The following is a 21,301-nucleotide window of genomic DNA, read 5'->3' on the forward strand; positions in this document are numbered from 1 at the left end:
CCCCGTCAAACAACGGGGCTTTTTTATTGTGACAATTGTGTTATTCAATTATTATTCATACCGCAACGACTTCACCGGATTGGTCCGCGCCGCCTTCAACGTGTGAATGCTCACCGTGACCAGCGCAACAAACACCACCACCAGGCTAGGCAATGCAAAAATCCACCAGCTCAGGTCTATGCGGGTGGCAAAATCCTGAAGCCAGCCATTCATCACCCACCACGCCGCCGGCACGGCCAGCACAATGGCAATGCCCATCAGCAACAGATAGTCGCGACTCATCAGCGTGAGTATGCTGGGAATGGACGCGCCCAGCACTTTGCGCACACCAATTTCTTTGGTGCGCTGAATGGCCGTGAGCGACGACAAACCAAACAAGCCGAGACACGCTATGAAGATGGCCAGGGCCGAAAAGATTCCGAAGATGCGACCAAACTGCTGATCGGACTTGTATTGCTGATTGTAGTGTTCGTCAAGAAAAAAATGAATGAAGGGATTGCCGGGAAACGTTTCTTTCCACACATTCTCAAAACGCGCCATCGACTCTCTCACGTTGGCCGTGTTGAACTTGATGGAGTAAAGCCCACCCGGCGCGTTGTCATAGCGGAAGATGAGCGCGTCGTAGGCTTTCTTCAACGACTCCTGGTGATAGTTCTTCACCACGCCCACAATGCGAAAGGTGTCGCCCCAGAAAAAGATTTTGTCGTTGAGGGCTTCTTCAATTTTGGAGAAGCCCATGAGGCGCGCGGCCGACTCGTTGAGAATGACCGAGCGCTCTTCGTGCGACACTTCGGCCGAGAACGGACGACCCGCCGCCATTTCGAGACCATAGGATTTTATGAAGTCGGGGTCCATCATGATGACGCGATATTGATTGGCTTCGTCTTCGCGCTGGCTCAGGCGGCGAATGCCACCCGCATTCCAATTTGGCGACGAGCCCGGCACGGAGCTAGACGCCGTCACGGCCGTCACTTCTGGATATTGCAGCAGGCTTTGCTTGAACACCTGAAACTTTGTTCCATAGGTAGAGTCGGTCACACTGGGCGAATTCACCACCAGCGTCTGGTCAATGTTCACACCCAACGTCTGGTTCTGCATGTATTGCAGCTGGCGATAGACCGTGAACGTGCCCACAATGAGTGTGATCGACGCCACAAACTGTGTGATCACCATGCCTTTGCGGAAGTACACACCCTTGCTGGTATTTTTAAATCTTCCTTTCAAAACATCTACAGGCTTATAGCCCGACAACACAAAGGCAGGATACAACCCCGACAGCAAGGCACCGCCCACAATGAGCGCGCCCATCCAAATCCAGAAGGCGGTTTGTTGAAAGAGCACATAGCCCAGCTCGCGCCCGGTCAACGTGCTGAACCACGGGGTGAGCGCCGCCACCAATCCAATGGCAATGGCCACGGCGGCAATGTTCAGCACCAGCGACTCCAGCAAAAATTGCTGCACCAGCTGCGACCGGAAACTTCCCATCACCTTGCGCACACCCACTTCGCGCGCACGCTCAATGGACTTGGCGGTGGAAAGATTAATGTAGTTGATCCATGCAATGAACAGAATCAACGCCGCCACAATAGAAAGAAAGTAGGTCGACTGGCGGTTGCCGTTGGCCTTAAACTCGCCAATGAAATCAGAATCGAGGTGAATGCTTGTGATGGGCTGCAGGTGAAAGATCACGTTCTCGTTTCCTTCTTTCAGCTCTTTGCCTTTTTTCTTTTGCACAAAGGCGGGCAGCTTGGCTTCGAAGGCTTTGGCGTCGGCCTTGTCGTCGAGCACGATGTAGGTGCTAAAGCCATCCCAGTTCCAGGTGGTCATGGGGTCGTTGTTGTTCATGGCCTGGTAGGTCGAAAACGAAAACATGCCGTCCAGTTTCATGTGCGAATTGTCGGGCAGGTCTTCAAACACACCGGTCACTTCATAGTCGGCGCGGCCGTTGTTGCGGATCACTTTGCCGATGGGATCTTCGTCGCCAAAATATTTCTTGGCCAGCGATTGCGACATCACCATTTTGTAGGGAGCCTTCAACGCCGTTTCGCGATCGCCCTTCAGCAGCTTAATGGAAAATATTTTAAAGAAGTCTTCCGACGCAAACTTGATGTTGTCTTCCTTGAAATACACATCGCCATGCGAAAGCAGACCGCCGGCCCAGGTCAGGCGTGTATAATATTTCACTTCCGGAAACTCGGCCTTTAGGTCGGGGCCAATGCCGGCGCATCCGGCGGCCCACCGCGTCGAAATCTCGCCTTTGTTGTAGCGATCTTGCTGCACGCGAAAAATCCGGTCGTTGTTGTCCAGAAACTTGTCGTAGCTAAACTCGTGCATCACAAACTGCACAATGAGCATGCAGGCCATCATGCCAATGGCAAGACCAGCCACATTAATGAACGTGAACGCTTTGTTTTTGGCAATGTAGCGAACGACGGAGGTGAGGTAGTTCTTTATCATGATTTTTTACTTGTGTTATTCAGACAATACCTTCTCGCAAACGAAAGGTTACAGCACACATCACAGTTTATTCTTCGCTGGCCCACCTCATTCATAGCGCAGCGATTTCACCGGGTTGGCCAGCGCCGCCTTCACCGACTGCAGGCTCACCGTGAGCAGGGCAATGAGCGTGGTCACCACCGCCGACACCACAAAAATCCAATAGCTGATATCAATCCTGAACGCGAAGGTATGCAGCCACTTGTTCATAAAGAAAACCACCAGCGGCACAGCAATCACGTTGGCAATAACGACCAGCTTCAAAAAATCTTTCGACAACAACAGGAAAATGTTTGGCACCGACGACCCCAGCACCTTGCGGATTCCAATTTCCTTTGTGCGCTGCGACGCCGTGAACGACGCCAACCCAAACAAACCCAGCGACGCTACCAGAATGGCCAGCAACGCAAAGAAACCAAACACCTGCCCAAACTGCTGGTCGGCTTTGTATTGCCGCTGAAAGAAGGTGTCGAGGAAAAAATAGTGAAAGGGATTTTCGGGAAACTGCTGCGTATATTTTTCTTCGATGAAGGCGAGCGTTTGTTCAACATTCTTTGCCTCCACTTTAATGCTGTAGTAGGAATGGTTTCGCGGCGCCAGCGAAAATGCCGTCTGGCGGAAGTCGCTCTTCAACCCCTCCTGGTGATAGTTGTCTACCACACCCACCACCGTCAGCGTGTCGCCGCCAATCGAGACCTGCCCTCCCACGGCACCTTCGGGTGAGTTAAAGCCCAGCAGTTCAATGGCCTTCCGGTTCAGCACCACGCTGCTGCTATCGGCCGTGAACGCGCGCGAAAAAATGCGACCGGCCAGCACTTTGTTTTTATACGTATCAAAAAAATCGTGATCAATGCCCATGCGATACATGCCAATGCTGGCAACTTCCTGGTCGGTGCCAATGCGCTTGCTGCCGTTGGTCCAATAGATGAGGTTGCCCGGCACTTCCGACGACGCCGTCATGAACTGCACCGAAGGGTGATTAAGAATTTCGGTTTTCAACGCATCATATTGCGACGAATATAGCCTGGCGTTGGGCACCACACCCGGCGCATCAATCACCACCATCTGCTCAATGTCAATGCCCAGGTCGCGGTGCTGCATAAATTGCAGTTGCCTGTACACAATCAACGTTCCGGCAATGAGCGCCACCGACGCCACAAATTGCGTTATCACCAAAACCTTGCGCAGCATCAGGCCTTCGCGTGTTCCCTTCATAGAACCTTTCAACACCCGCGCAGGCTGATAGGCCGACAACACCACGGCCGGATACAACCCCGACAACACCGAGCCCGCCACAAACAACGCGGCAGCCGCCAGCCACAAATACGGATCAACAAGAATGCTGGTGGTCAACGCTTTTCCCGACAAGGCATTAAACACGGGAATGGCAGCGCTCATCATGGCGATGGCACACACCACGGCGGCAAAGTTCACCATCAATGCTTCGGCAATAAACTGGCCCATCAGCTGGGTGCGTCCTGCACCAATGGCCTTGCGCACGCCCACTTCTTTGGCGCGCTCCACGGCCCGCGCCGTGGCCAGGTTAATGTAGTTGACCCACGCAATCACCAGGATGAAGAATGCGATGATGGAAAGAAAATAGACAGACCTGCCGTTGCCGTTCACGCGGGCTTCCTGCAACAGGTCGGAGTTCAAATGGATGTCGGGCAAATGCTGCAACACAAACTTCACTTTCTTGTCGTCGCCTTCCGGACCATACTTCTTCACGAGGGCGGGCAGTTTGGCTTCGAGCGCGGCGGCATTGGCGTTGGGCTTCAGCAAAATGTAGGTATAGAAATCATACCATCCCCACGCCTCTTCCACGTCTTTGCCAAAATGTTTCACCAGGGTGGGATACGAAAGCAGGAAAGAAAATTTGAGGTGCGAGTTTTCGGGCGAGCGCATCACGCCGGTAATTTCATATTCTTCTTCGGTGCCAAACCGGATGCGTTTGCCCATGGGATCGGCCTCGCCAAAATATTTGCGCGCCGTTTCTTCTTCCACCACGGCGGTGTTGACTTCTTTCAGGGCCGTGTTCCGGTCGCCCTTCAGCAGGGGGTACGAAAAGACGTCGAAGAAACTTTGCTCCACGCTAAAAAGATTGTCTTCCTTAATGGCCGTGTCTTCATAGCGAACCACACCGCCACCATAGCGCAGATATAACCTGCAGGCCTTGTCCACTTCAGGATAGTCGGCTAGCAACGCCGGCGCCACTTTCGGAAACGTGGTGGCGCATTGCATCACCAGCTCGCCCTCGCGATAGCGATCAAACTCTACGCGATAGATGTTTTCCTTGTGCGTATGAAAGTCGTCATAGCTAAACTCGTCCTTCACATATTGCATAATGAGCAGGCTGGCGGCAAGGCCGATAGAAAGGCCCACGATGTTCAATAGCGAGAAGCCCTTGCGTCGGGAGATGTTGCGCAAGGTTGTGAGGATGTAGTTTTTAAGCATAGGTAAACCGGTTTGGCCAAGGCAATCACAATCACAGTGCCACGAAGGCAATGTGGCCATTGGTGCATGCTATGCGGGTTTTGGATGCGTGGCCGCTATTGGAGCGTATAGAATCGAACGAAAACGTCCGGGCCCGGACATACCGCGGGGCGCGTGAGGTGGGCTTTTAAAGGCGCCGGTTGTTTTCCAGTTTCCGGTTAATGGTGCGGATCACTTCGTCAAGTTCGTTGGCGGCATTTTCGAGACGGGCCAGAATTTCTTCACGGTCCTGGTCAAGCTCTTTCAGCTTGGCCAGTTCCACCAGACCCAGAATGCGGGCCAGTGGTCCGCGCACTTCGTGGGCCGTGAAGAAGGCATATTCAATAAGTTTTTGGTTCTGCTGTTTTATCTCCTCCGTCCGCTCCTGCACCATCGACTCGAGGTTGGCGTTTATCTTGTTGATGTCGGCATTCAACTTCAGCAACGCTTCCTTGGCCTGGTGGTTGGTCTTGTTCAGGTTGTAGAGCTTATAACCAAAAATGATGGAGAGAATCAGGATGAGCGTCACGCCCGAGATGGCCACATATTGCCGCCTGATCTGCAAGCGCTGAAAGCCCAGCTCCTGCTCTTTCTTGTCGAAGTCATAGAGCATTTGCAACGAGGCGATCTGCTGCGACTTCTGCATGTCGTAGATGCGGCGTTCCAGGTCGTTGGCGGTGTTGGTAAAATGCAGGGCCGAGTCAAGGTTGCCGGTGGTGGTGAAATATTCGGCCATGGCGCGTTGCGTTTCCATTTCGCTGGTACGGCTTTCGTTGGCGCGGGCCAGCACCAGGGCCTTGCGCAAATAGCGATACGACGAATCGAATTGTTGTGCACTCAGAAAGAGTTTGCCCAATTGTTTATAGCCCACCACCGTCTGCGAAATGTCGTGTGTGAGCCGCGCATAACGAATGGCATCGTAGTAGTTGACCGAAGCAAACGGAAAGTTTTTTTGCAACGCATACACGTTGCCGATCTGCAACAGCGCATGGCTGGTGCGCCAGTCGTCGCCCAGGTTCTGGTAGCGGCGCAGGGCGTCTTTGCAATATTGCAGGGCCACGTCATACTGCTCCAGGTGTGCGTAGTATTCTCCCATCGCCAGAAACGATGTGGCCACGCCCAGGCTGTCGCCAATCTCCCGCTTCAGGCGCAGCGAGCGTTGGGTCAGTTCAAGCACGCGCGCATAATCCTTGCGTGCCATAAACGTCATCACAATGTTGTTGAGCACTTTCGATTGCCCGCTCTTGTCTTCCAGGGCATCGTAGAGCTTCAGCGAAGCATAGGCATATTCAATAGACTTGTCGTGCTCGCCACGCTGATAGAAAATGAGTGCCAACACTTTATAGCCTTCGGCAAGACCACGCTGATAGTGGTTGCCTTGTGCAAGGCGAATGGCCTCGGTCACAAACTTCTCGGCTTCGGTGGCCGACACGGTGGTATAGGAAAAGGCGAGCTTGTTCAGCACATCGATGCGGGGCGCGCCGTTTTTCATTTGCGGCAACACCTTCAGCAGCGAATCGATTTTTTGCGGCTGGGCACATACCATAGTGGCCACTGTGCAGAGCACGGCAACACGGGTAAAATGCAAAATGGTCCTTATGTAAAAGCCTTCTAAAAACAAGCCCCAAAGATACGCTAAAATAGGGCTTTTGCTATCCTGTAGATTGGGTCCGATTTTCCCATCGTGTAATAATGAAGCGTTGGCACACCTTTTTTCATCAGTTCTTTCGATTGCTGAATGGTCCACTCAATGCCCACTTCTTTCACGGCATGATTGTCTTTACACTCGTCTACAGCATCCGACAAACCTTCGGGTATGTCGATGTTGAATGTTTTGCTGAGGATGTTCAGCTGCCCCTTGGTGGTTAACGGCTTGATGCCCGGAATGATAGGCACATTGATGCCCGCCTCGCGGCATTTGTCCACAAACTCAAAATACTTCGAGTTGTCAAAAAACATCTGCGTCACAATATATTTGGCACCCAGATCCACTTTCAACTTCAGGTATTTGAGGTCGCTTTTCAGGTTTGGAGCCATGTAATGTTTTTCGGGATAACCCGCCACGCCAATGCAAAAATCTGTGGGCGCAGCGTGCTGAAGCTCGTCGTCCAGGTAGATGCCGGAGTTCATTTTGGTTACTTGTTGCAACAACTCCGATGCATACATATAACCATCCGGATCGGGCACAAAGCGTGGTTCGGTTTTGATGGGGTCGCCCTGCAACACCAGCACGTTGTCTATGCCCAGAAAGTCGAGGTCAATGAGCGCGTTCTCGGTTTCTTCGCGGCTAAAGCCACCACAAATAATGTGGGGCACGGTGTCTACCTTATAATGATTTTGAATGGCGGCACATATCCCTACCGTGCCGGGGCGCTTGCGCGTGGAACGTTTCTCGAGCAATCCATTTTCTTTTTTCTTATACACATATTCCTCGCGATGATAGGTCACATCGATGAAGGGCGGCTTGAACTCCATCAACGGATCGATGTTCTGAAAAAGGCTCTTGATGTTTTCGCCTTTCAAAGGCGGAAGTATTTCGATGGTGAATAACGTTTTGCCGTTGGCGTTTGCGATGTGCTCGGTGACTTTCATTTAGGATGCGTGTTAAGAAAGGGTTAAAGGTTCTATAGACAATGTTTTAAAGGCTCGCTCAGATGTCGTAGCTGAGATTGGGCGACAACCATTTTTCAATTTCAGCCACGGGCATGTTCTTGCGTTTGGCGTAGTCTTCTACCTGGTCTTTTTCAATCTTGCCCAGCCCGAAATATTTCGACGCCGGGTTTGCAAAATAGAAACCACTCACCGCCGCGCCGGGATACATGGCATACGACTCCGTTAGGTTGATGCCCACCTTTTCGGCTTGCAACAAATCGAACAACAGGCGCTTCTCCGTGTGATCGGGACAGGCCGGATAGCCCGGTGCCGGGCGAATGCCCGCATAGGCTTCGTCAATAAGTTGTTCGTTGGTCAGCGCTTCGTCAGACGCATAGCCCCACAGTTCTTTGCGCACTTTCAAGTGAAGACATTCGGCAAAGGCTTCGGCAAGGCGATCGGCCAATGCTTTGGCCATAATTTCCGAATAGTCGTCCTGGTCGGCCTTGTGTTCGGCCACCCACTCGTCCAGACCCAGCCCGGCTGTGACGGCAAACATGCCGAAGTAGTCCTGGCCGCGCTCGGGCGAAATGAAATCGGAGAGACAGAAGTTCGGAAGGTTCGCCGCCTTCTTGTTCTGCTGGCGCAGAAAGTGGAAAGTAGCAAACGGTTTGTCCTGGCCTTGTTCTTCAAACAAATGCACATCGTCTACGTCGCTCACCGCCGGGTAGATGGCAATGACGCCACTGGCCTTCAGCGTTTTGTTTTTGATGAGCGTATCGAGCATGCTGTTGGCATCGTTGAAAAGCTTTTGTGCTTCCACACCCACCACCGAATCGGTGAGGATGCCCGGATAGCGACCGGCCAGCATCCACGTCTGAAAGAACGGTGTCCAGTCAATAAACTCGCGGATCTCTTCCAGCGGATAGTCCACAATTTCTTTGCGGCCAATAAACGTGGGCTTGGTGAATTTCGCCTCGGCCCAGTTCACTTTTGTTTTATTGCTGCGTGCCTCGGCAAGCGGAATGTAGTTTTTGGTTTGCTTACGGTTTTCGTGTTCCGTGCGCATGGTGGCATATTCTTTCTTGAAGCGTGCCTTGGCCGTGGCGTTGGTCTGCTTGCTGATGAGCTCGCTGGCCACGGGCACCGAACGCGACGCGTCCAGCACGTGCACCACGGGGCCGTCATAGACCGGATCTATTTTCACGGCGGTGTGAATACGCGACGTGGTTGCACCACCAATCAGCAACGGCATCACAAACTTCTCGCGTTGCATTTCTTTGGCCACATACACCATCTCGTCCAGCGACGGGGTGATCAGGCCGCTAAGACCAATCACATCCACCTTCTCGCGCTTGGCGGCTTCAATAATTTTTTCGGGGGGCACCATCACGCCCAGGTCCACCACGTCATAGTTGTTGCAGGCCAGCACCACGCCCACAATGTTTTTGCCGATGTCGTGCACATCGCCTTTCACGGTGGCCATCAAAATTCTGGCGGTGGGTTGGTGCGAGGTGCCGCTCAGGCGCTTTTCTTCTTCGAGGAAGGGTGTGAGGTAGGCCACAGATTTTTTCATCACACGGGCGCTCTTCACCACCTGGGGAAGAAACATCTTGCCGGCGCCAAACAAATCGCCCACCACGTTCATGCCCGACATGAGCGGGCCTTCAATCACAAACAGCGGACGGCCATATTTCTGGCGAGCCTCTTCCGTGTCAACATCTATGAAGTCGATAATGCCTTTCACCAGCGCGTGCGTGAGGCGCTCTTCCACAGAGCCCTTGCGCCATTCATCGTCGGTCTTCTTTTCTTTGGTGGCGCCTTTAAACGTCTCGGCAAATTCCAGCAGGCGTTCCGTGGCATCTTCGCGACGGTTCAGCAGCACGTCTTCCACGCGCTCCAGCAGGTTCTTGTCAATGTCGTCATATACCTCCAGCATGGTGGGGTTCACAATGCCCATGTCCATGCCGTGCTGAATGGCGTGATAGAGAAACGCCGAGTGCATGGCCTCGCGCACCTTCTGGTTTCCGCGGAAGCTAAACGACACGTTGCTCACCCCGCCGCTCACGTGCGCGTGCGGCAGGTTTTCGCGAATCCACTTGGTGGCGTTAAAGAAGTCGATGGCATAGTTTCTATGCTCGTCGATGCCCGTGGCCACGGGAAAAATATTGGGATCGAAAATAATGTCTTCGGGAGGAAAGCCCACCTCGTTCACCAGAATGTCGTAGGCGCGCTTGCAAATGGTGATGCGTCGCTCGTAGGTGTCGGCCTGGCCCAGTTCGTCAAACGCCATCACCACCACGGCGGCGCCATAGCGCTTCACCAGTTTGGCCTGGCGCACAAACTCGGGAATGCCCGCCTTCATGCTAATGGAGTTCACAATGCCCTTGCCCTGAATGCACTTGAGCCCGGCTTCAATCACATCCCACTTCGACGAGTCTATCATCACGGGAATGCGCGATATTTCGGGCTCGGCTGCCATCAGGTTCAGATACTTCACCATGGCCGCCTGCGAGTCCAGCATGCCTTCGTCCATGTTCACGTCAATCACCTGGGCGCCACCGCGCACCTGGTCGAGGGCCACTTCCAGGGCCTCGTCAAATTTGTCTTCCTTAATGAATTTGAGAAACTTCGCGGAGCCCGTAACGTTGGTCCGCTCGCCGATGTTGACAAAGTTCGATAGCGGCGTGATCTCAATGGCTTCGAGGCCACTTAACTTCAATATCTGATCCATAGACAAGGGTTCTTGATTTACGTGTGTTGTGTGAACGAGTGTATGCCGACAGGGCGTGTTTTGTAATCCAATTCAATCAAAAAAAAACTAGCTGGCTTCCTTCAGGCGTTCGCGCTTGCGTGGCGAATATTTCGCCGCCATCACCGCGATGCTTCGAATGTGATCGGGCGTGGAGCCGCAGCAGCCACCCACAATGTTCACCAGCCCTTCTTTCAGATATTCTTCCACTTCGGCGGCCATCTCCGTAGGGGTCTGGTCGTAGTGACCAAACTCGTTGGGCAAGCCGGCGTTGGGATAGGCGCTCACAAAGAACGGCGCCTTCTCGTCGAGCACTTTCAGATAGGGACGAAGCGCCGAGGCCCCCATGGCACAGTTCAACCCAATGCTAAGCAACGGCACGTGCGACACCGAAATCAGGAAGGCGTCGGCCGTTTGGCCCGACAAGATTCTTCCGCTGGCGTCGGTAATGGTGCCCGACACCATCACGGGAATGGTGCGGCCTATTTCGTCGAACAATTCCTGTATGGCAAACAAGGCAGCCTTCACGTTGAGCGTGTCGGTGATAGTTTCCAGCAACAGCAGGTCTGCACCTCCGTCTATGAGGCCCTTGGCCTGCTCCTTGAAGGCGCCAGCAAGCTGATCGAAGTTGATGGCGCGATAGCCGGGGTTGTTCACATCGGGCGACATGGACGCCAGCTTGGTGGTGGGGCCCATAGAGCCAGCCACAAAGCGGGGCTTGTGGGGTTCTTTCAAGGTGAACTCGGTGGCTACCTCCTTGGCAATTTTTGCCGACTGATAGTTGATTTCATACACCAGAAACTCCAGGTGATAGTCGGCCTGGGCCACCCACGTGCTGCCAAAGGTGTTGGTTTCGATGATGTCGGAACCGGCTTCAAAATATTGGCGGTGAATTTCTTTAATGATGTCGGGCCGCGTAATGCTCAGCAGGTCGTTGTTGCCTTTGAGCGGATGCGGATGGTCTTTCAGTTGTTCGTTCCGAAAGTCCTTCTCCTCCAGGTTGTGTCGCTGAATCATAGTTCCCATGGCGCCGTCAAGCACCATGATGCGTTCTTTCAAGATGTCTTCGATTTTCATAAAGCCCTCCCTTAGTAAGTTGTTGTGCCTATCCAGAGAGCCCGTGAGGTGGGTTTACTTATCTTTTCCCGACCGCAGATGCGTCGGAAAGGGATTTAGCACAACATTCCGGTTTCGATTTCGGAATAGGATGCTAAGACGTCGTCGGGCCCGTTCCCTCGGTCTTTCTGGATAAGCAATGCAAAGAAAAACAATAAGTGCTTAAAATAAAAAGCCAATAGCTTAATTTTGAGCTGATAATGAAACTAGCCGCCATCGACATTGGTTCCAACGCGATCCGTTTTCAGGTTTCGACCGCGTTAGACAACTCGCCCACCCTCCTGTTCAAGAAGCTGGAATATGTTCGCTTCCCCCTTCGCCTGGGCCACGACGTGTTCACCACCGGCCGCATAAGCGACAAAAGCGTGGCCAAGTTCAAGAAGCTGATGACCGCCTTCAAGCTGCTGGTGGAGTTATACGAAGTGGACGACTATATGTTTTGCGCCACCTCGGCCATGCGCGAATCCGAAAACGGCAGCGACCTGGCCCGCGACCTCCAGGAAGAGCTGGGCATCACCATCCACATCATAGACGGCAACCGCGAGGCCGAACTCATCAACCGCGCCATCCACTCCTTCCTCACTGAAAAAACGTACCTGCACATAGACGTGGGCGGCGGCAGCACCGAGCTAAACCTCTATGTGGCTGGCAAAAAGATAAAGACCCGCTCGTTCAAGATCGGCTCCGTGCGCGTGCTCGAAAACAACGACTCGCCCGCCATGTGGCAAGACATGGAACACTGGGTGAAAGACAACATCAAGAAGTCATACGGCAAAGTAACCGCCGTGGGCACCGGCGGCAACATCAGCAAGATCTTCGACCTCGCCAAGATGAAACCCGGCAAGACGATCAGTTTGCAAAAGGTGAAAGAGATCCGCAAAATGGTAGAGAGCTACACCCTCGAAGAGCGCATCTACAAACTCCAAATGAACCCCGACCGCGCCGACGTCATCATCCCGGCCAGCGACATCTACACCAAAGCCATGGAGTGGGCCAACGCCAACGCCATACTGGTGCCCGAGGTTGGTTTGAAAGATGGGATTATGATGTACTTGTATGAGAAGAACAAGTCGCAGCATAAGATAGAATTCAAATAGCCAAGGGCACGGAAAAACCACGCCCAGTCGTTGCCTCCAAAGCGCTCCCATTGTTCATGCGTATTTTAATTTTGTTCCATGGCGCGTCCTCGACCTGTAGGTCGCTTTATCTCATCGCGCGACGATCGCAGTCCTCCCAGTAGATAAATTTCAAGTTCTCGTCAAACGTGAATGAATACGCAGTCGGCTCTCCATCATCTTGATTTTCTATTATGATATAGTAATGGTTTAAGTTGTTGTTAACCCACCGACGCCCTAAGACAATACTATCCCCTTCGTAATTAAACTTCTTGTCCAGCTTTATCCCGTTTCGTCCATTCAAAAACATATCTGGATGAAATATCAGTTTCGGTTTGATAAATTGACTCATCTGGTAAATCGAATCATTCCTTCTTACAAAAGTGGTCTCATGCATTTCTACTAGTTCCACTCGTCCGTCCTTACGAACGGCGTTTATATATTGGCTTTTTCCAAATTTATCTTTGTTGATATGTTCCATTAATTGGTCCAGTTCATACCATGAGAGCCTACTAGCTGTCCAAATTTTTATTGAGTCGCCGAAAATTCCTTTAAGAAAAAGTGCGGAGTCGCAGTTAAAATGCAGTCTAAATCCGTCACGTTTAAGATTCTTTAGCGGCAGGTTATTGTCACGCAAAAATTGCAATACTTGTAATTCTCTGCCAGTGGGGCAATCATTCATTCTGCACTTTTTAGCCGGATCAATGACGTTCCCTTTAAGATATCCAGCAAATTCCTCAAATCGCTCCGCATCAGCGCCGGCATTGACGACACGGGCTTTTCCGCCATACGAAAGGATATACTCCGTGGCGTCGAGTATTCCATCGCTAAAACTATCATTGCCATCCCCATTTAATAGTGCTTCACATTGATGAACAATTTCATTCCACCTGTTTGAATCAATGAAAAACGAAATGCCTTGAAAAAAAAGCATTTCAGGGTTGTTGCTTTGATAAATATCAACTTCATGATAAGTAACACTAATATTGTTTTGATTCCGTTTTAATACCAAATAGTAGGACTGCGCCCATCGACCTCGTTTTGAAAAAATTATTACGTCCTGACTACTAATTTGATTTGAATGCTCGCTTAGGCAATAAACAGAAAAAAGCCGATCGAGTTCTGCCATAGCCTTCTGCTCATTAGTCGATTGTTGCTGACAGGAGAGAATCGAAAAGCTAATCAAAAGTATCCGGATGAATAGATTCATACTTATCTTGCTTTAAGCCTTGTGTAAAAAAGTTGATGTAGCGAGATCCCTCCCCATGGGGTCATCTTCATTTCCGCAGCTCCCATTGCTTCAGCAGGCCGGGCCTATTTTAGGCAGCTTCTCTGATGAGAGTTCTTACTATTTCGATGGCCCAAGCTATATTCTTCACAAGGTGATTAATGTCGTGTGAATATAAAAAAATCCCCGACGATGAATCAGGGATTTCATAACTACCAATTCAAAATTGACAAACTAAAGAATACAATCTTCTACTAAGGGAAACTAACAGCAATCTGCCCAATCGTCGCCTCCGGATAATAAACCGTCAGGCTCAACTCTTTTCCACGTCCCAAATAAAGTCCCGTCATGGCAGCCTTCAAGTCCAGGCCGGAAAGTTTGGCAACATCGTCCTTCACCGTTTTGTCGGTAATGGTCTTGCCGTTCAGCGACAGGCTTCCGGCAAATCTTTCTTTGGCCACTTTTTTGTCGTTGTCATAGATGTAGGTGATGTACACCTCCTGAACAACGTTGGTGTTCGTTTTCAACGAAAGTGAAATGCCCGATTTGTCGTAGGCAAAAATCTTGTCTTTGCCACCGATCTTTTCAATTCGTTCTGCTTTTCCGAGAACCTTCTCATAATCTTCGAGCGTTGAGGCTTTGGTGAAGGCCACGCCATTGATCACAATTTCCTGTTTGGTGAAATCTGCGTTAAGATTAATCTGAGCAGAGGCAACGGTACCAACGCAAACCAGCACAAGTAATGACAACAAAAATTTTTTCATAGCAAATAGTTTAATAACGGTTTTAGTGTTCGCCAAAATAAATAAAACATATCCCATTTAAAAACCGGGAGCAACCAAGTCCCCGTTCTCAGGGACGTGATGTTTCGCGATGGCAGCCTAAGAAGCCATCGTCAGGCCAGGCCCAACGCTTTCATACTTGTTTTGGCATTCAACACCTTCTTGTGCATTTGCAGGCCCAACCCCGCAACGATCTCCGTATACGCCTGCCTGAGATGGATAGACTTAAATTTCCTGCGTCGATGAAACGTTCTCAGAATTTCGTCGCGGTTGCTCAGTAATTGGTTCATGTCCAGCAGCGCAATCACGTGAAGGGTGGTGATGACCTTTATGTGTCGGTCGATCTGTTTTAACGCATTCGAAAAAATCACGTCATCCGAAAGAATATACGTTGCTCCCACTACCTTTTGCTGGGCAGCGGCTTCCGCTTCACCGTCGTCAATTCCCGCCACTGTCTTGTAGATTTGTAGCGTAATCAAATCATATTTTGTGCAGAGCGAATAAAATCCCTCATTGAGACGCAAACGCTCAAGAACCCACTCACGGCTGGGTTCTCGGCCCAACATCGCTTCATATTCCGTTTTGACTTTTGTTGGAATATGAACTCTGTGGAAATAGCTTCTGAGGTAGTGAAAGATTCCGAGGTCTTTAAGATATGTAAAACTCACCAGCGTGGTGGTGTCTATTATGGCCGTTCGCTGCATACTCAAACCCGCCTCTTGGTTTTGGTAGTCTTCTTCGCAGGTTTTTTTCTGGCAGTGGTTTTCCCGCTACGCTTCTTGGGTTTTGAAAAGGAGTCGTCGAGAATCGAGGCGAGCGCGAAGAGGCCAAGGCCAGTGAGCAACAGCGCACCCATGCCCGACGAGAAATCGCCGCTACCGTTTTTGGGAATGGATTTCAGCTTGCTGGTAATTTCCGACGCAATGCTCTGAGGTTCGGCATTTAGATCTACATAAATCTCCGTGCAGTTCTCGGCGTTCTTCAGATTTTTACCAACCCGCTGGTCGTAGATAATGATGATGCGCGACCTGTCGCGCAGCCTGTCAAACGCCCAGGCTATTTCTTGCTGAACAACCGCACTTAGCGGCGAGGTGGAAAACAGAATGAAATAAGAAGCGATGTTAATCCGGTTTTTCGTTTCCAGCGAAATCGTTTTGCTGTGGCGGCTGCGGTCTGGCAACAACATATCAAATCCACTCACGGCGCCAATGGTGTGGAGCCTCACAGCGAGGGTTTGTTCCAGATCGGAGTCTGGGTTGTAGGAGATAAAAACAGTGGGTAACGACATAGTTTGGCAATTTACGAAACAGCCAATCAAATTCAATTCATACAGAGTGCTACCCATAGGAAGCATTGCAAAATGCAAATCCTCGACACCATAAAATTCAGTACTCGCACAATTTCCGATCACAAGCGTAGCGTCCATAACGACATTCGTCGAGATCGTATTTTATTTATTTTTTCGAATCCATTCAACCAAAGACACACCCCGGAAATCCCCTGCTTCCGCCATACACCCAACGAAATATCGTCGCCACCAACGAAATATCGTCGGCGTTGCAACGCGCATCTTCACAAAAACTGCGTTTGCGCTAAAATTTCGCAGATCGGGTTTTGGCCCGCTCTTTGGCTGGAGGGCTGGTGTTACGAGCGTAACGGAAAGGAGGTGTATACATTATGGAAAACTTGATTTCAATTTCGTTGACCGACGCACAATGGGCGGAAGCCGAAGCTGCCATGCAAACGCTGAAGAAGTTGTTTGATGGCCAGTTGGTGACCCTCAGCGTAAAGCAGCGCAAGTCGTTTGCGAAAATGGGCGATGGCTCATTGCCCTTCACCGAAAAGGCGGTTGACTATGCACGGCGCAACCCCGAGTTTCTGCCACCCTTTGTGAAGGTGGAAGAGTTCGAGGCCGACTTTAAAGCAGCACGCATGTTGAACGCTCTGTATCAGTCCATGTCACAACTGGCAGATCAGATCGACGACAGCATGTTGCTGGCCGGCAGCGAAGCCTATGCGGCCGCCCGTTCTTACTATGCCTCCGTGAAAACGGCTGCAAAGGCCCGCACCATGGGTGCAAAGACGGTCGAAGCCGACCTGGCGGCGCGTTTTGTGCGCATTGCTAAACCGGAAGATCCGGCCCCTGAACCTACGGCGTAGCAATACGCCGACAGGTCACCCTGCAAAGGGTTTTCTCAATACGGGCAGCACCGTGGCGCCACCACAGTCTGCCTGTATTTTTTTTGCCCCTACCCCGCCGTGCGCACGCCGCAGCACGCAAAAAACAGCATTCCCACATCAAGCAAAACACCAACGTTGCTATGTTACATATCAACGTCGATATGTGGAACACCGGCATTGGTGTTCAGAACTCCGCGTGTCAGTGTTTAAGAGGAAAATTTGTCATGCATCGGTGTTCAACTACTCAGCATCGTCACTTCAAGTAGCAACGTTGTCACTTCAGATAGCAACGTCGTCACTTCAAATAGCAACGTCGGAGATAAAAGCTTCGACGTTGTCTGATTTTGCAGCAAAGCCGGACCCGTAGAGTAGCAACGTCGGAGGATAAAGCTGCAACGTTGGAGGTAAAAGATCCGACGTCGCTATGTAAAGTGTCGACGTCGCACCTCGCGATGTCGACGTCGGAGAAAAAAGTATGGATCTATCGCTAAAAACATGACAACGTTGCTACTTCAACATCGGACGCTGATATGTAGAACTGCGACGTCGGAGCTTTTTACTGCGACGTTGCTATTTGAAGTGACAACGTTGCTAGTTTACATGCCGACGTTGCATGGTGAAGTGTCGACGTCGGACCTTTTTTTGTGAAATGTTTGGTCTTTTTTGGTGGTGATTGTTAGGGAATGGGAGGACGGTGCGTGGGATGTGAGGGTGTTGGGTGTTTGTTTGGGAATGTTGTGGGGTTTTTCTCGGGCATTTGCATGAAAAGAATGGGCGTTGTTGGGTCAAGGTCCGACGGCGAGGTTGCGTATATCGCGCGTTGGGGGGAAATCTTTGAATTGCCATCAAGACTCCAAGAGGGCCATTCTCAAGAACCACAACTTCGGGAACAAGCCTTCTTCTTAGACCCCGAACCGAGGCATGAAGAAATATCGTCTGGTGCGGACGGATTTGAATTTTATGCGAGAATGTATACATTTGGTCAAATCGATTCCTTGGAATGACAGGGTCCTCCAGTTGTTCAGCCCACTCGGAATCTGGGATTTAAAGCGTATACTTTACTTGGGCCATATTGAATCCATACTACCTCTTTCATGAGACAGCAGAATCCTGGCAATTGCGACGTGTTGCAGGTCGTTTCAAAGCCGTACCAGAAAATCAACAATTCTTTAAACGTTTCATGTCTTTCAAATTGCTCGCCAATTAGTAAGTGTTATCCGTAATCCAATAATCTTTAACCATAGCAGCCATGACCAAGAGTTATAAGGACTTTTACCAAGCCTTTGGGCTTAACGAGTTTCCCTTCACTACGTTTACAACAGAGCAAGAAGTTAATATTGCTAAAAAAATATTCGTCTCTCAAGGTGAATATGACCCCATCATTGATGCCTTTAAGGATGGCCGAAACATAATTATATTGGGTGAAAGAGGCAGCGGAAAAACTGCGATACTTGAAGATTTTAAGCGACACCTATCCCCACAAAAAAGGATCATAACAACAATCCACGATTTCAGCAAACTAAATAAGAAGCCAACTTCCCAGGAAATCTATAAGTTAATAATCTCAAATTTTCTAATAGACCTATTCGCTAAGATCGGCAACGCTCCTTACAAAGTACTAGGAATTAGCACTGAAGACAAAATCCTATTGTCTTATCTTTTATCAGAGTTCCTAACTCCAATTTCTCAAAACTCTCTTAAGGATAAGGTCTCTAAAATCCAGATCAATCCATTCGTCAGATTATTAAACTGGGGCTATAACAAATTTAGAGGTCCGTTGAATTTTAGCGGCACCGTCGTAAAAAACATAACCTATCAATATCTCATCAAACACTACTCCTTTCTTCCAATCTTGGAAGACAACAATCAAATACAAGAATTTTTCCCTGAGCTAAAGCTAAACGTTGATAGTGATTTTTTTGACCAGGAAATTTCTTTTCGACTCCTCACTAGGGTTGGCGATATCTCAAAAAAACTGGGCTTTAAAAAACCAGTCATCCTTTTGGATAGATTAGATGAAGACATCCGGTTTGAAAACGATGCCGAAGTAATCTCCGAGTTTATGGCACCCTTTCTTACTGACGGAAATCTGCTAAGTATCCAAGAATTCGAGCTCGTTTTTTTTATTTGGTCAACACCGTTTAGGTTTATTGAAGACCTAGTCAGGACGCAAAAATACTACTGCCCTTCACTACGATGGAGCAAATCAGACCTAGAAAAACTCCTCAACAAAAGACTCGAAATCTATTCAGGGGGCAATGTCAACAACTACAGGAACCTATTCGACAAATCAGTCACAACGGAAGAAATCAATAAAGTATTCGAACTTGCGAATTCAAACCCAAGGGACATAATTCACATATTTAAAATAATCTTTGAAGAGCAATTTAGACAAAACTCAGAGAGCAGAGCATTCAGCACAAACATTTTGAATGACTCCTTGACGAAATTCGTATTGGACTTCAACTACTTTGAATACTATCCAAAAAAATCTAACGCAAGGGCTAATTCCATGGATATCTATTCCTATGCTGCCCATTTACTAAAACTAGAGACTGAAGAATTCACAAAAAATCACCTTAGTGAAAAAGCTGGGACGGGCGGATCAACCACTAATTACGTCGTCGGAATGGAAAGGATAGGCCTAATTGAAAACGTAAGACAGGAGAAGGGCAATGCAATTTACAGAATCAAAGATCCTAAAGTTGTCTTTTGTCAAAAAAAACAAACTTGAACTTCGGAAATAATAAGTTATTAAAATGACGGAAAATATATCAATCGAAATTGTTTCGGTACAGTAACAATCAATATTTCAATTAATTTCATCAATGTACCCCAAGAAATCTTCGTTGAATCCTTTGGATAGAAACCACCTGTGTTCTTCTATGTTAACCTTGGTTGAGCGGCCTTGACACGGAGCGCGGATTTGAAGTTTATAAGGGAATGTATATATTGGTATAATCGATTCCTTGGAATGATAGGGTCCACCTGTTGTTCAGCCCACTCGGAGTCTAGGGAGACCAGAGATTGTATTCTATGAGTGGGTATTTCGTCAGTTACTATTCCTTAAGCGCAGCTGTGATATCAATACGGCATCACTCTCTCGCACCTCACTTACGACAATTGACACCTCTTGTCCGCTCCCTACTGTTGTTCAATATCCACATTCAAGTTAACTATGAACCCTAAATTTGCCATTTGCCTATATCAAGAAACATTTACTGACCTAGAATCAGCCGATTTGCTTACCGGAGAAGGCCTAGTTCGCGTACCCACAAAAGGAAATCCAAGAATTGAATTTTCCGTTCATCAAAGGTTAAGTGAGCCTGACACAGCCCGATGGGTTGAACTTGTCGAGACTTTTAGTTCCCTAAATGTGGACTATGTAACATCATCCTCTGCTGGAGCAATTTTAACACTTAAAACTCAAGACAGAATATTTGCATGTTGTTTTGGCAGTTCAGTATCAAACATTAAGCGAGAAAACATTGAACACGAATTCGGTCTGGCTGCAGCCTTTCAAAGAATGAGCAAAGACCAAATGAAAAAAGTCGAATCCTTTACATTGGGGGCAAATCCATTAACAAACACACGAGCAGCCACAGTCCCTACAACAAAAGACAATTTCAACATTGATAGCTTTCTTGAAAACATTACCGAATTGAGTGGCTTCAATACGACAATTAAAGGAAAAAAAAATCTAATAAAGGGAAAGGAATTCTACTCATCCCCAGTCCCCAATTCACTACAAAGCATAAAAGAACTTTGCGAACAATTACTTACTGACTATTCAACTGCAATCCAATCCGCCGAATACAAAAGATTGACATCAACAAAAAAAATAAAGGACAAGAACGAAATACAGGAGCTAAACAATGAGCTTTTAGAACGACTAATCGCTCAGGATGACACCATCTATCTAGTAGACTACGAATCCGTGGGCGACCAAGACAGCTATAGATTTCATCCCAAAGGCACTGAATACAACGAAATTGACATTAATGATTTCTATTCTGACCTTGATGAGACCCGAACCCTAGATTTACAATACATTAAGGGGAGAACAATTACCATCGTAGATGAAAATGACACCATCACCTCGACATGGCCATTCTACAAATGTCTATTTCTTGAATTGCCTTTCCATGACAACACTTGCATTTTATTCAGAGGTATCTGGTACGAAATACAAGAAAGGTACCTAGAAGATTTGCGAGAATTCATAAGACAGTATGAAATCGACGATCTTGATCTTCCGCAATGGGATGAAAATCAAATTGAAGAAGATTATAGTTACGCAGCTGCGGCAGCAATTGGAGGACAATATTGGGACCAGGAATTTTACAACCATCCCAATTATTCCTACAATATCGAGTTTTGCGATATACTAACGAAGGATTACATTATCCATGTAAAAAAAGGATCCAAATCCTCGCTATCCAGTCGTAAGCTTCCCCTGAGTAGCTACACTCGAATGTAATAATTATCATCGTAAACCCCTTGTTGGAATGTGGGATACTCGGTGTCGGCCTGTGCGGCTGGGAGTCTTCCACATTTCAACAGGAAC

At 49.0% G+C, this 21,301-nt stretch carries 14 protein-coding genes and 1 riboswitch; of the genes, 4 read left to right on the forward strand and 10 right to left on the reverse strand.

What is annotated here, in order from left to right:
- Positions 1-51: 51 nt before the first annotated feature.
- The 6 genes from JI741_RS27465 to JI741_RS27490 all read right to left on the reverse strand — a co-directional run bounded on the left by JI741_RS27465 (position 52) and on the right by JI741_RS27490 (position 11,389).
- Positions 52-2,457 (reverse strand): ABC transporter permease, encoded by a 2,406-nt coding sequence (locus JI741_RS27465; protein ID WP_202015122.1) that lies wholly within the window; start codon positions 2,455-2,457, stop codon positions 52-54.
- A gap of 87 nt (positions 2,458-2,544) precedes the next feature.
- Positions 2,545-4,950 carry an ABC transporter permease gene (locus JI741_RS27470; protein ID WP_202015124.1) on the reverse strand — a complete coding sequence of 802 codons (2,406 nt, stop codon included), beginning with the start codon at positions 4,948-4,950 and terminating at the stop codon, positions 2,545-2,547.
- A 166-nt stretch (positions 4,951-5,116) separates the two neighbouring features.
- Positions 5,117-6,514, reverse strand: coding sequence for a tetratricopeptide repeat protein (locus JI741_RS27475; protein ID WP_202015126.1), 1,398 nt, complete (start codon positions 6,512-6,514; stop codon positions 5,117-5,119).
- An 89-nt stretch (positions 6,515-6,603) separates the two neighbouring features.
- Positions 6,604-7,560: a methylenetetrahydrofolate reductase [NAD(P)H] gene (metF, locus tag JI741_RS27480; protein WP_202015129.1), complete on the reverse strand. Its 957-nt coding sequence runs from the start codon at positions 7,558-7,560 to the stop codon at positions 6,604-6,606.
- A 58-nt stretch (positions 7,561-7,618) separates the two neighbouring features.
- Positions 7,619-10,294 (reverse strand): methionine synthase, encoded by a 2,676-nt coding sequence (gene metH / locus JI741_RS27485; RefSeq protein ID WP_202015137.1) that lies wholly within the window; start codon positions 10,292-10,294, stop codon positions 7,619-7,621.
- An 87-nt stretch (positions 10,295-10,381) separates the two neighbouring features.
- The gene (locus JI741_RS27490) at positions 10,382-11,389 is read right to left on the reverse strand and encodes a homocysteine S-methyltransferase family protein (RefSeq protein WP_202015139.1); all 1,008 of its coding nucleotides are present in this window, start codon (positions 11,387-11,389) and stop codon (positions 10,382-10,384) included.
- A 55-nt stretch (positions 11,390-11,444) separates the two neighbouring features.
- Positions 11,445-11,567: riboswitch (SAM riboswitch) on the reverse strand.
- 61 nt (positions 11,568-11,628) lie between these two features.
- Between JI741_RS27490 and JI741_RS27495 the strand changes: the two genes are divergently transcribed.
- The gene (locus tag JI741_RS27495; RefSeq protein ID WP_202015141.1) at positions 11,629-12,525 is read left to right on the forward strand and encodes a Ppx/GppA phosphatase family protein; all 897 of its coding nucleotides are present in this window, start codon (positions 11,629-11,631) and stop codon (positions 12,523-12,525) included.
- Positions 12,526-12,631: 106 nt separating this feature from the next.
- On the opposite strand, the gene JI741_RS27500 is transcribed toward JI741_RS27495, so the two are convergent.
- From JI741_RS27500 to JI741_RS27515, 4 genes are all read right to left on the reverse strand, one after another.
- Entirely contained in the window at positions 12,632-13,753 is a 1,122-nt protein-coding gene (locus JI741_RS27500; RefSeq protein WP_202015143.1) for a hypothetical protein, read from the reverse strand.
- A 272-nt stretch (positions 13,754-14,025) separates the two neighbouring features.
- The gene (locus tag JI741_RS27505) at positions 14,026-14,535 is read right to left on the reverse strand and encodes a DUF7738 domain-containing protein (RefSeq protein WP_202015145.1); all 510 of its coding nucleotides are present in this window, start codon (positions 14,533-14,535) and stop codon (positions 14,026-14,028) included.
- A gap of 131 nt (positions 14,536-14,666) precedes the next feature.
- Entirely contained in the window at positions 14,667-15,257 is a 591-nt protein-coding gene (locus tag JI741_RS27510; RefSeq protein WP_500789624.1) for a PIN domain-containing protein, read from the reverse strand.
- 2 nt (positions 15,258-15,259) lie between these two features.
- Entirely contained in the window at positions 15,260-15,841 is a 582-nt protein-coding gene (locus tag JI741_RS27515; protein ID WP_202015149.1) for a hypothetical protein, read from the reverse strand.
- Between the two features lie 389 nt (positions 15,842-16,230).
- Between JI741_RS27515 and JI741_RS27520 the strand changes: the two genes are divergently transcribed.
- The 3 genes from JI741_RS27520 to JI741_RS27530 all read left to right on the forward strand — a co-directional run bounded on the left by JI741_RS27520 (position 16,231) and on the right by JI741_RS27530 (position 21,214).
- Positions 16,231-16,713, forward strand: coding sequence for a hypothetical protein (locus tag JI741_RS27520; RefSeq protein WP_202015151.1), 483 nt, complete (start codon positions 16,231-16,233; stop codon positions 16,711-16,713).
- 1,270 nt (positions 16,714-17,983) lie between these two features.
- Positions 17,984-19,468, forward strand: coding sequence for an anti-phage protein (locus JI741_RS27525; RefSeq protein ID WP_202015153.1), 1,485 nt, complete (start codon positions 17,984-17,986; stop codon positions 19,466-19,468).
- A gap of 444 nt (positions 19,469-19,912) precedes the next feature.
- A complete protein-coding gene (locus tag JI741_RS27530) occupies positions 19,913-21,214 on the forward strand; it encodes a DUF6119 family protein (RefSeq protein ID WP_202015155.1) in 1,302 nt (433 codons plus the stop codon).
- The last annotated feature ends 87 nt before the right edge of the window (positions 21,215-21,301 follow it).

Source organism: Chryseolinea lacunae, assembly GCF_016735595.1.
Classification (GTDB): domain Bacteria; phylum Bacteroidota; class Bacteroidia; order Cytophagales; family Cyclobacteriaceae; genus Chryseolinea; species Chryseolinea lacunae.

Bases quoted from the DNA above. Each gene is read 5' to 3' on its own strand.
- JI741_RS27465 (WP_202015122.1), bottom strand. From the start codon at position 2,457: ATGATAAAGAACTACCTCACCTCCGTCGTTCGCTACATTGCCAAAAAC.
- JI741_RS27470 (WP_202015124.1), bottom strand. From the start codon at position 4,950: ATGCTTAAAAACTACATCCTCACAACCTTGCGCAACATCTCCCGACGC.
- JI741_RS27475 (WP_202015126.1), bottom strand. From the start codon at position 6,514: ATGGTATGTGCCCAGCCGCAAAAAATCGATTCGCTGCTGAAGGTGTTG.
- metF (WP_202015129.1), bottom strand. From the start codon at position 7,560: ATGAAAGTCACCGAGCACATCGCAAACGCCAACGGCAAAACGTTATTC.
- metH (WP_202015137.1), bottom strand. From the start codon at position 10,294: ATGGATCAGATATTGAAGTTAAGTGGCCTCGAAGCCATTGAGATCACG.
- JI741_RS27490 (WP_202015139.1), bottom strand. From the start codon at position 11,389: ATGAAAATCGAAGACATCTTGAAAGAACGCATCATGGTGCTTGACGGC.
- JI741_RS27495 (WP_202015141.1), top strand. From the start codon at position 11,629: ATGAAACTAGCCGCCATCGACATTGGTTCCAACGCGATCCGTTTTCAG.
- JI741_RS27500 (WP_202015143.1), bottom strand. From the start codon at position 13,753: ATGAATCTATTCATCCGGATACTTTTGATTAGCTTTTCGATTCTCTCC.
- JI741_RS27505 (WP_202015145.1), bottom strand. From the start codon at position 14,535: ATGAAAAAATTTTTGTTGTCATTACTTGTGCTGGTTTGCGTTGGTACC.
- JI741_RS27510 (WP_500789624.1), bottom strand. From the start codon at position 15,257: ATGCAGCGAACGGCCATAATAGACACCACCACGCTGGTGAGTTTTACA.
- JI741_RS27515 (WP_202015149.1), bottom strand. From the start codon at position 15,841: ATGTCGTTACCCACTGTTTTTATCTCCTACAACCCAGACTCCGATCTG.
- JI741_RS27520 (WP_202015151.1), top strand. From the start codon at position 16,231: ATGGAAAACTTGATTTCAATTTCGTTGACCGACGCACAATGGGCGGAA.
- JI741_RS27525 (WP_202015153.1), top strand. From the start codon at position 17,984: ATGACCAAGAGTTATAAGGACTTTTACCAAGCCTTTGGGCTTAACGAG.
- JI741_RS27530 (WP_202015155.1), top strand. From the start codon at position 19,913: ATGAACCCTAAATTTGCCATTTGCCTATATCAAGAAACATTTACTGAC.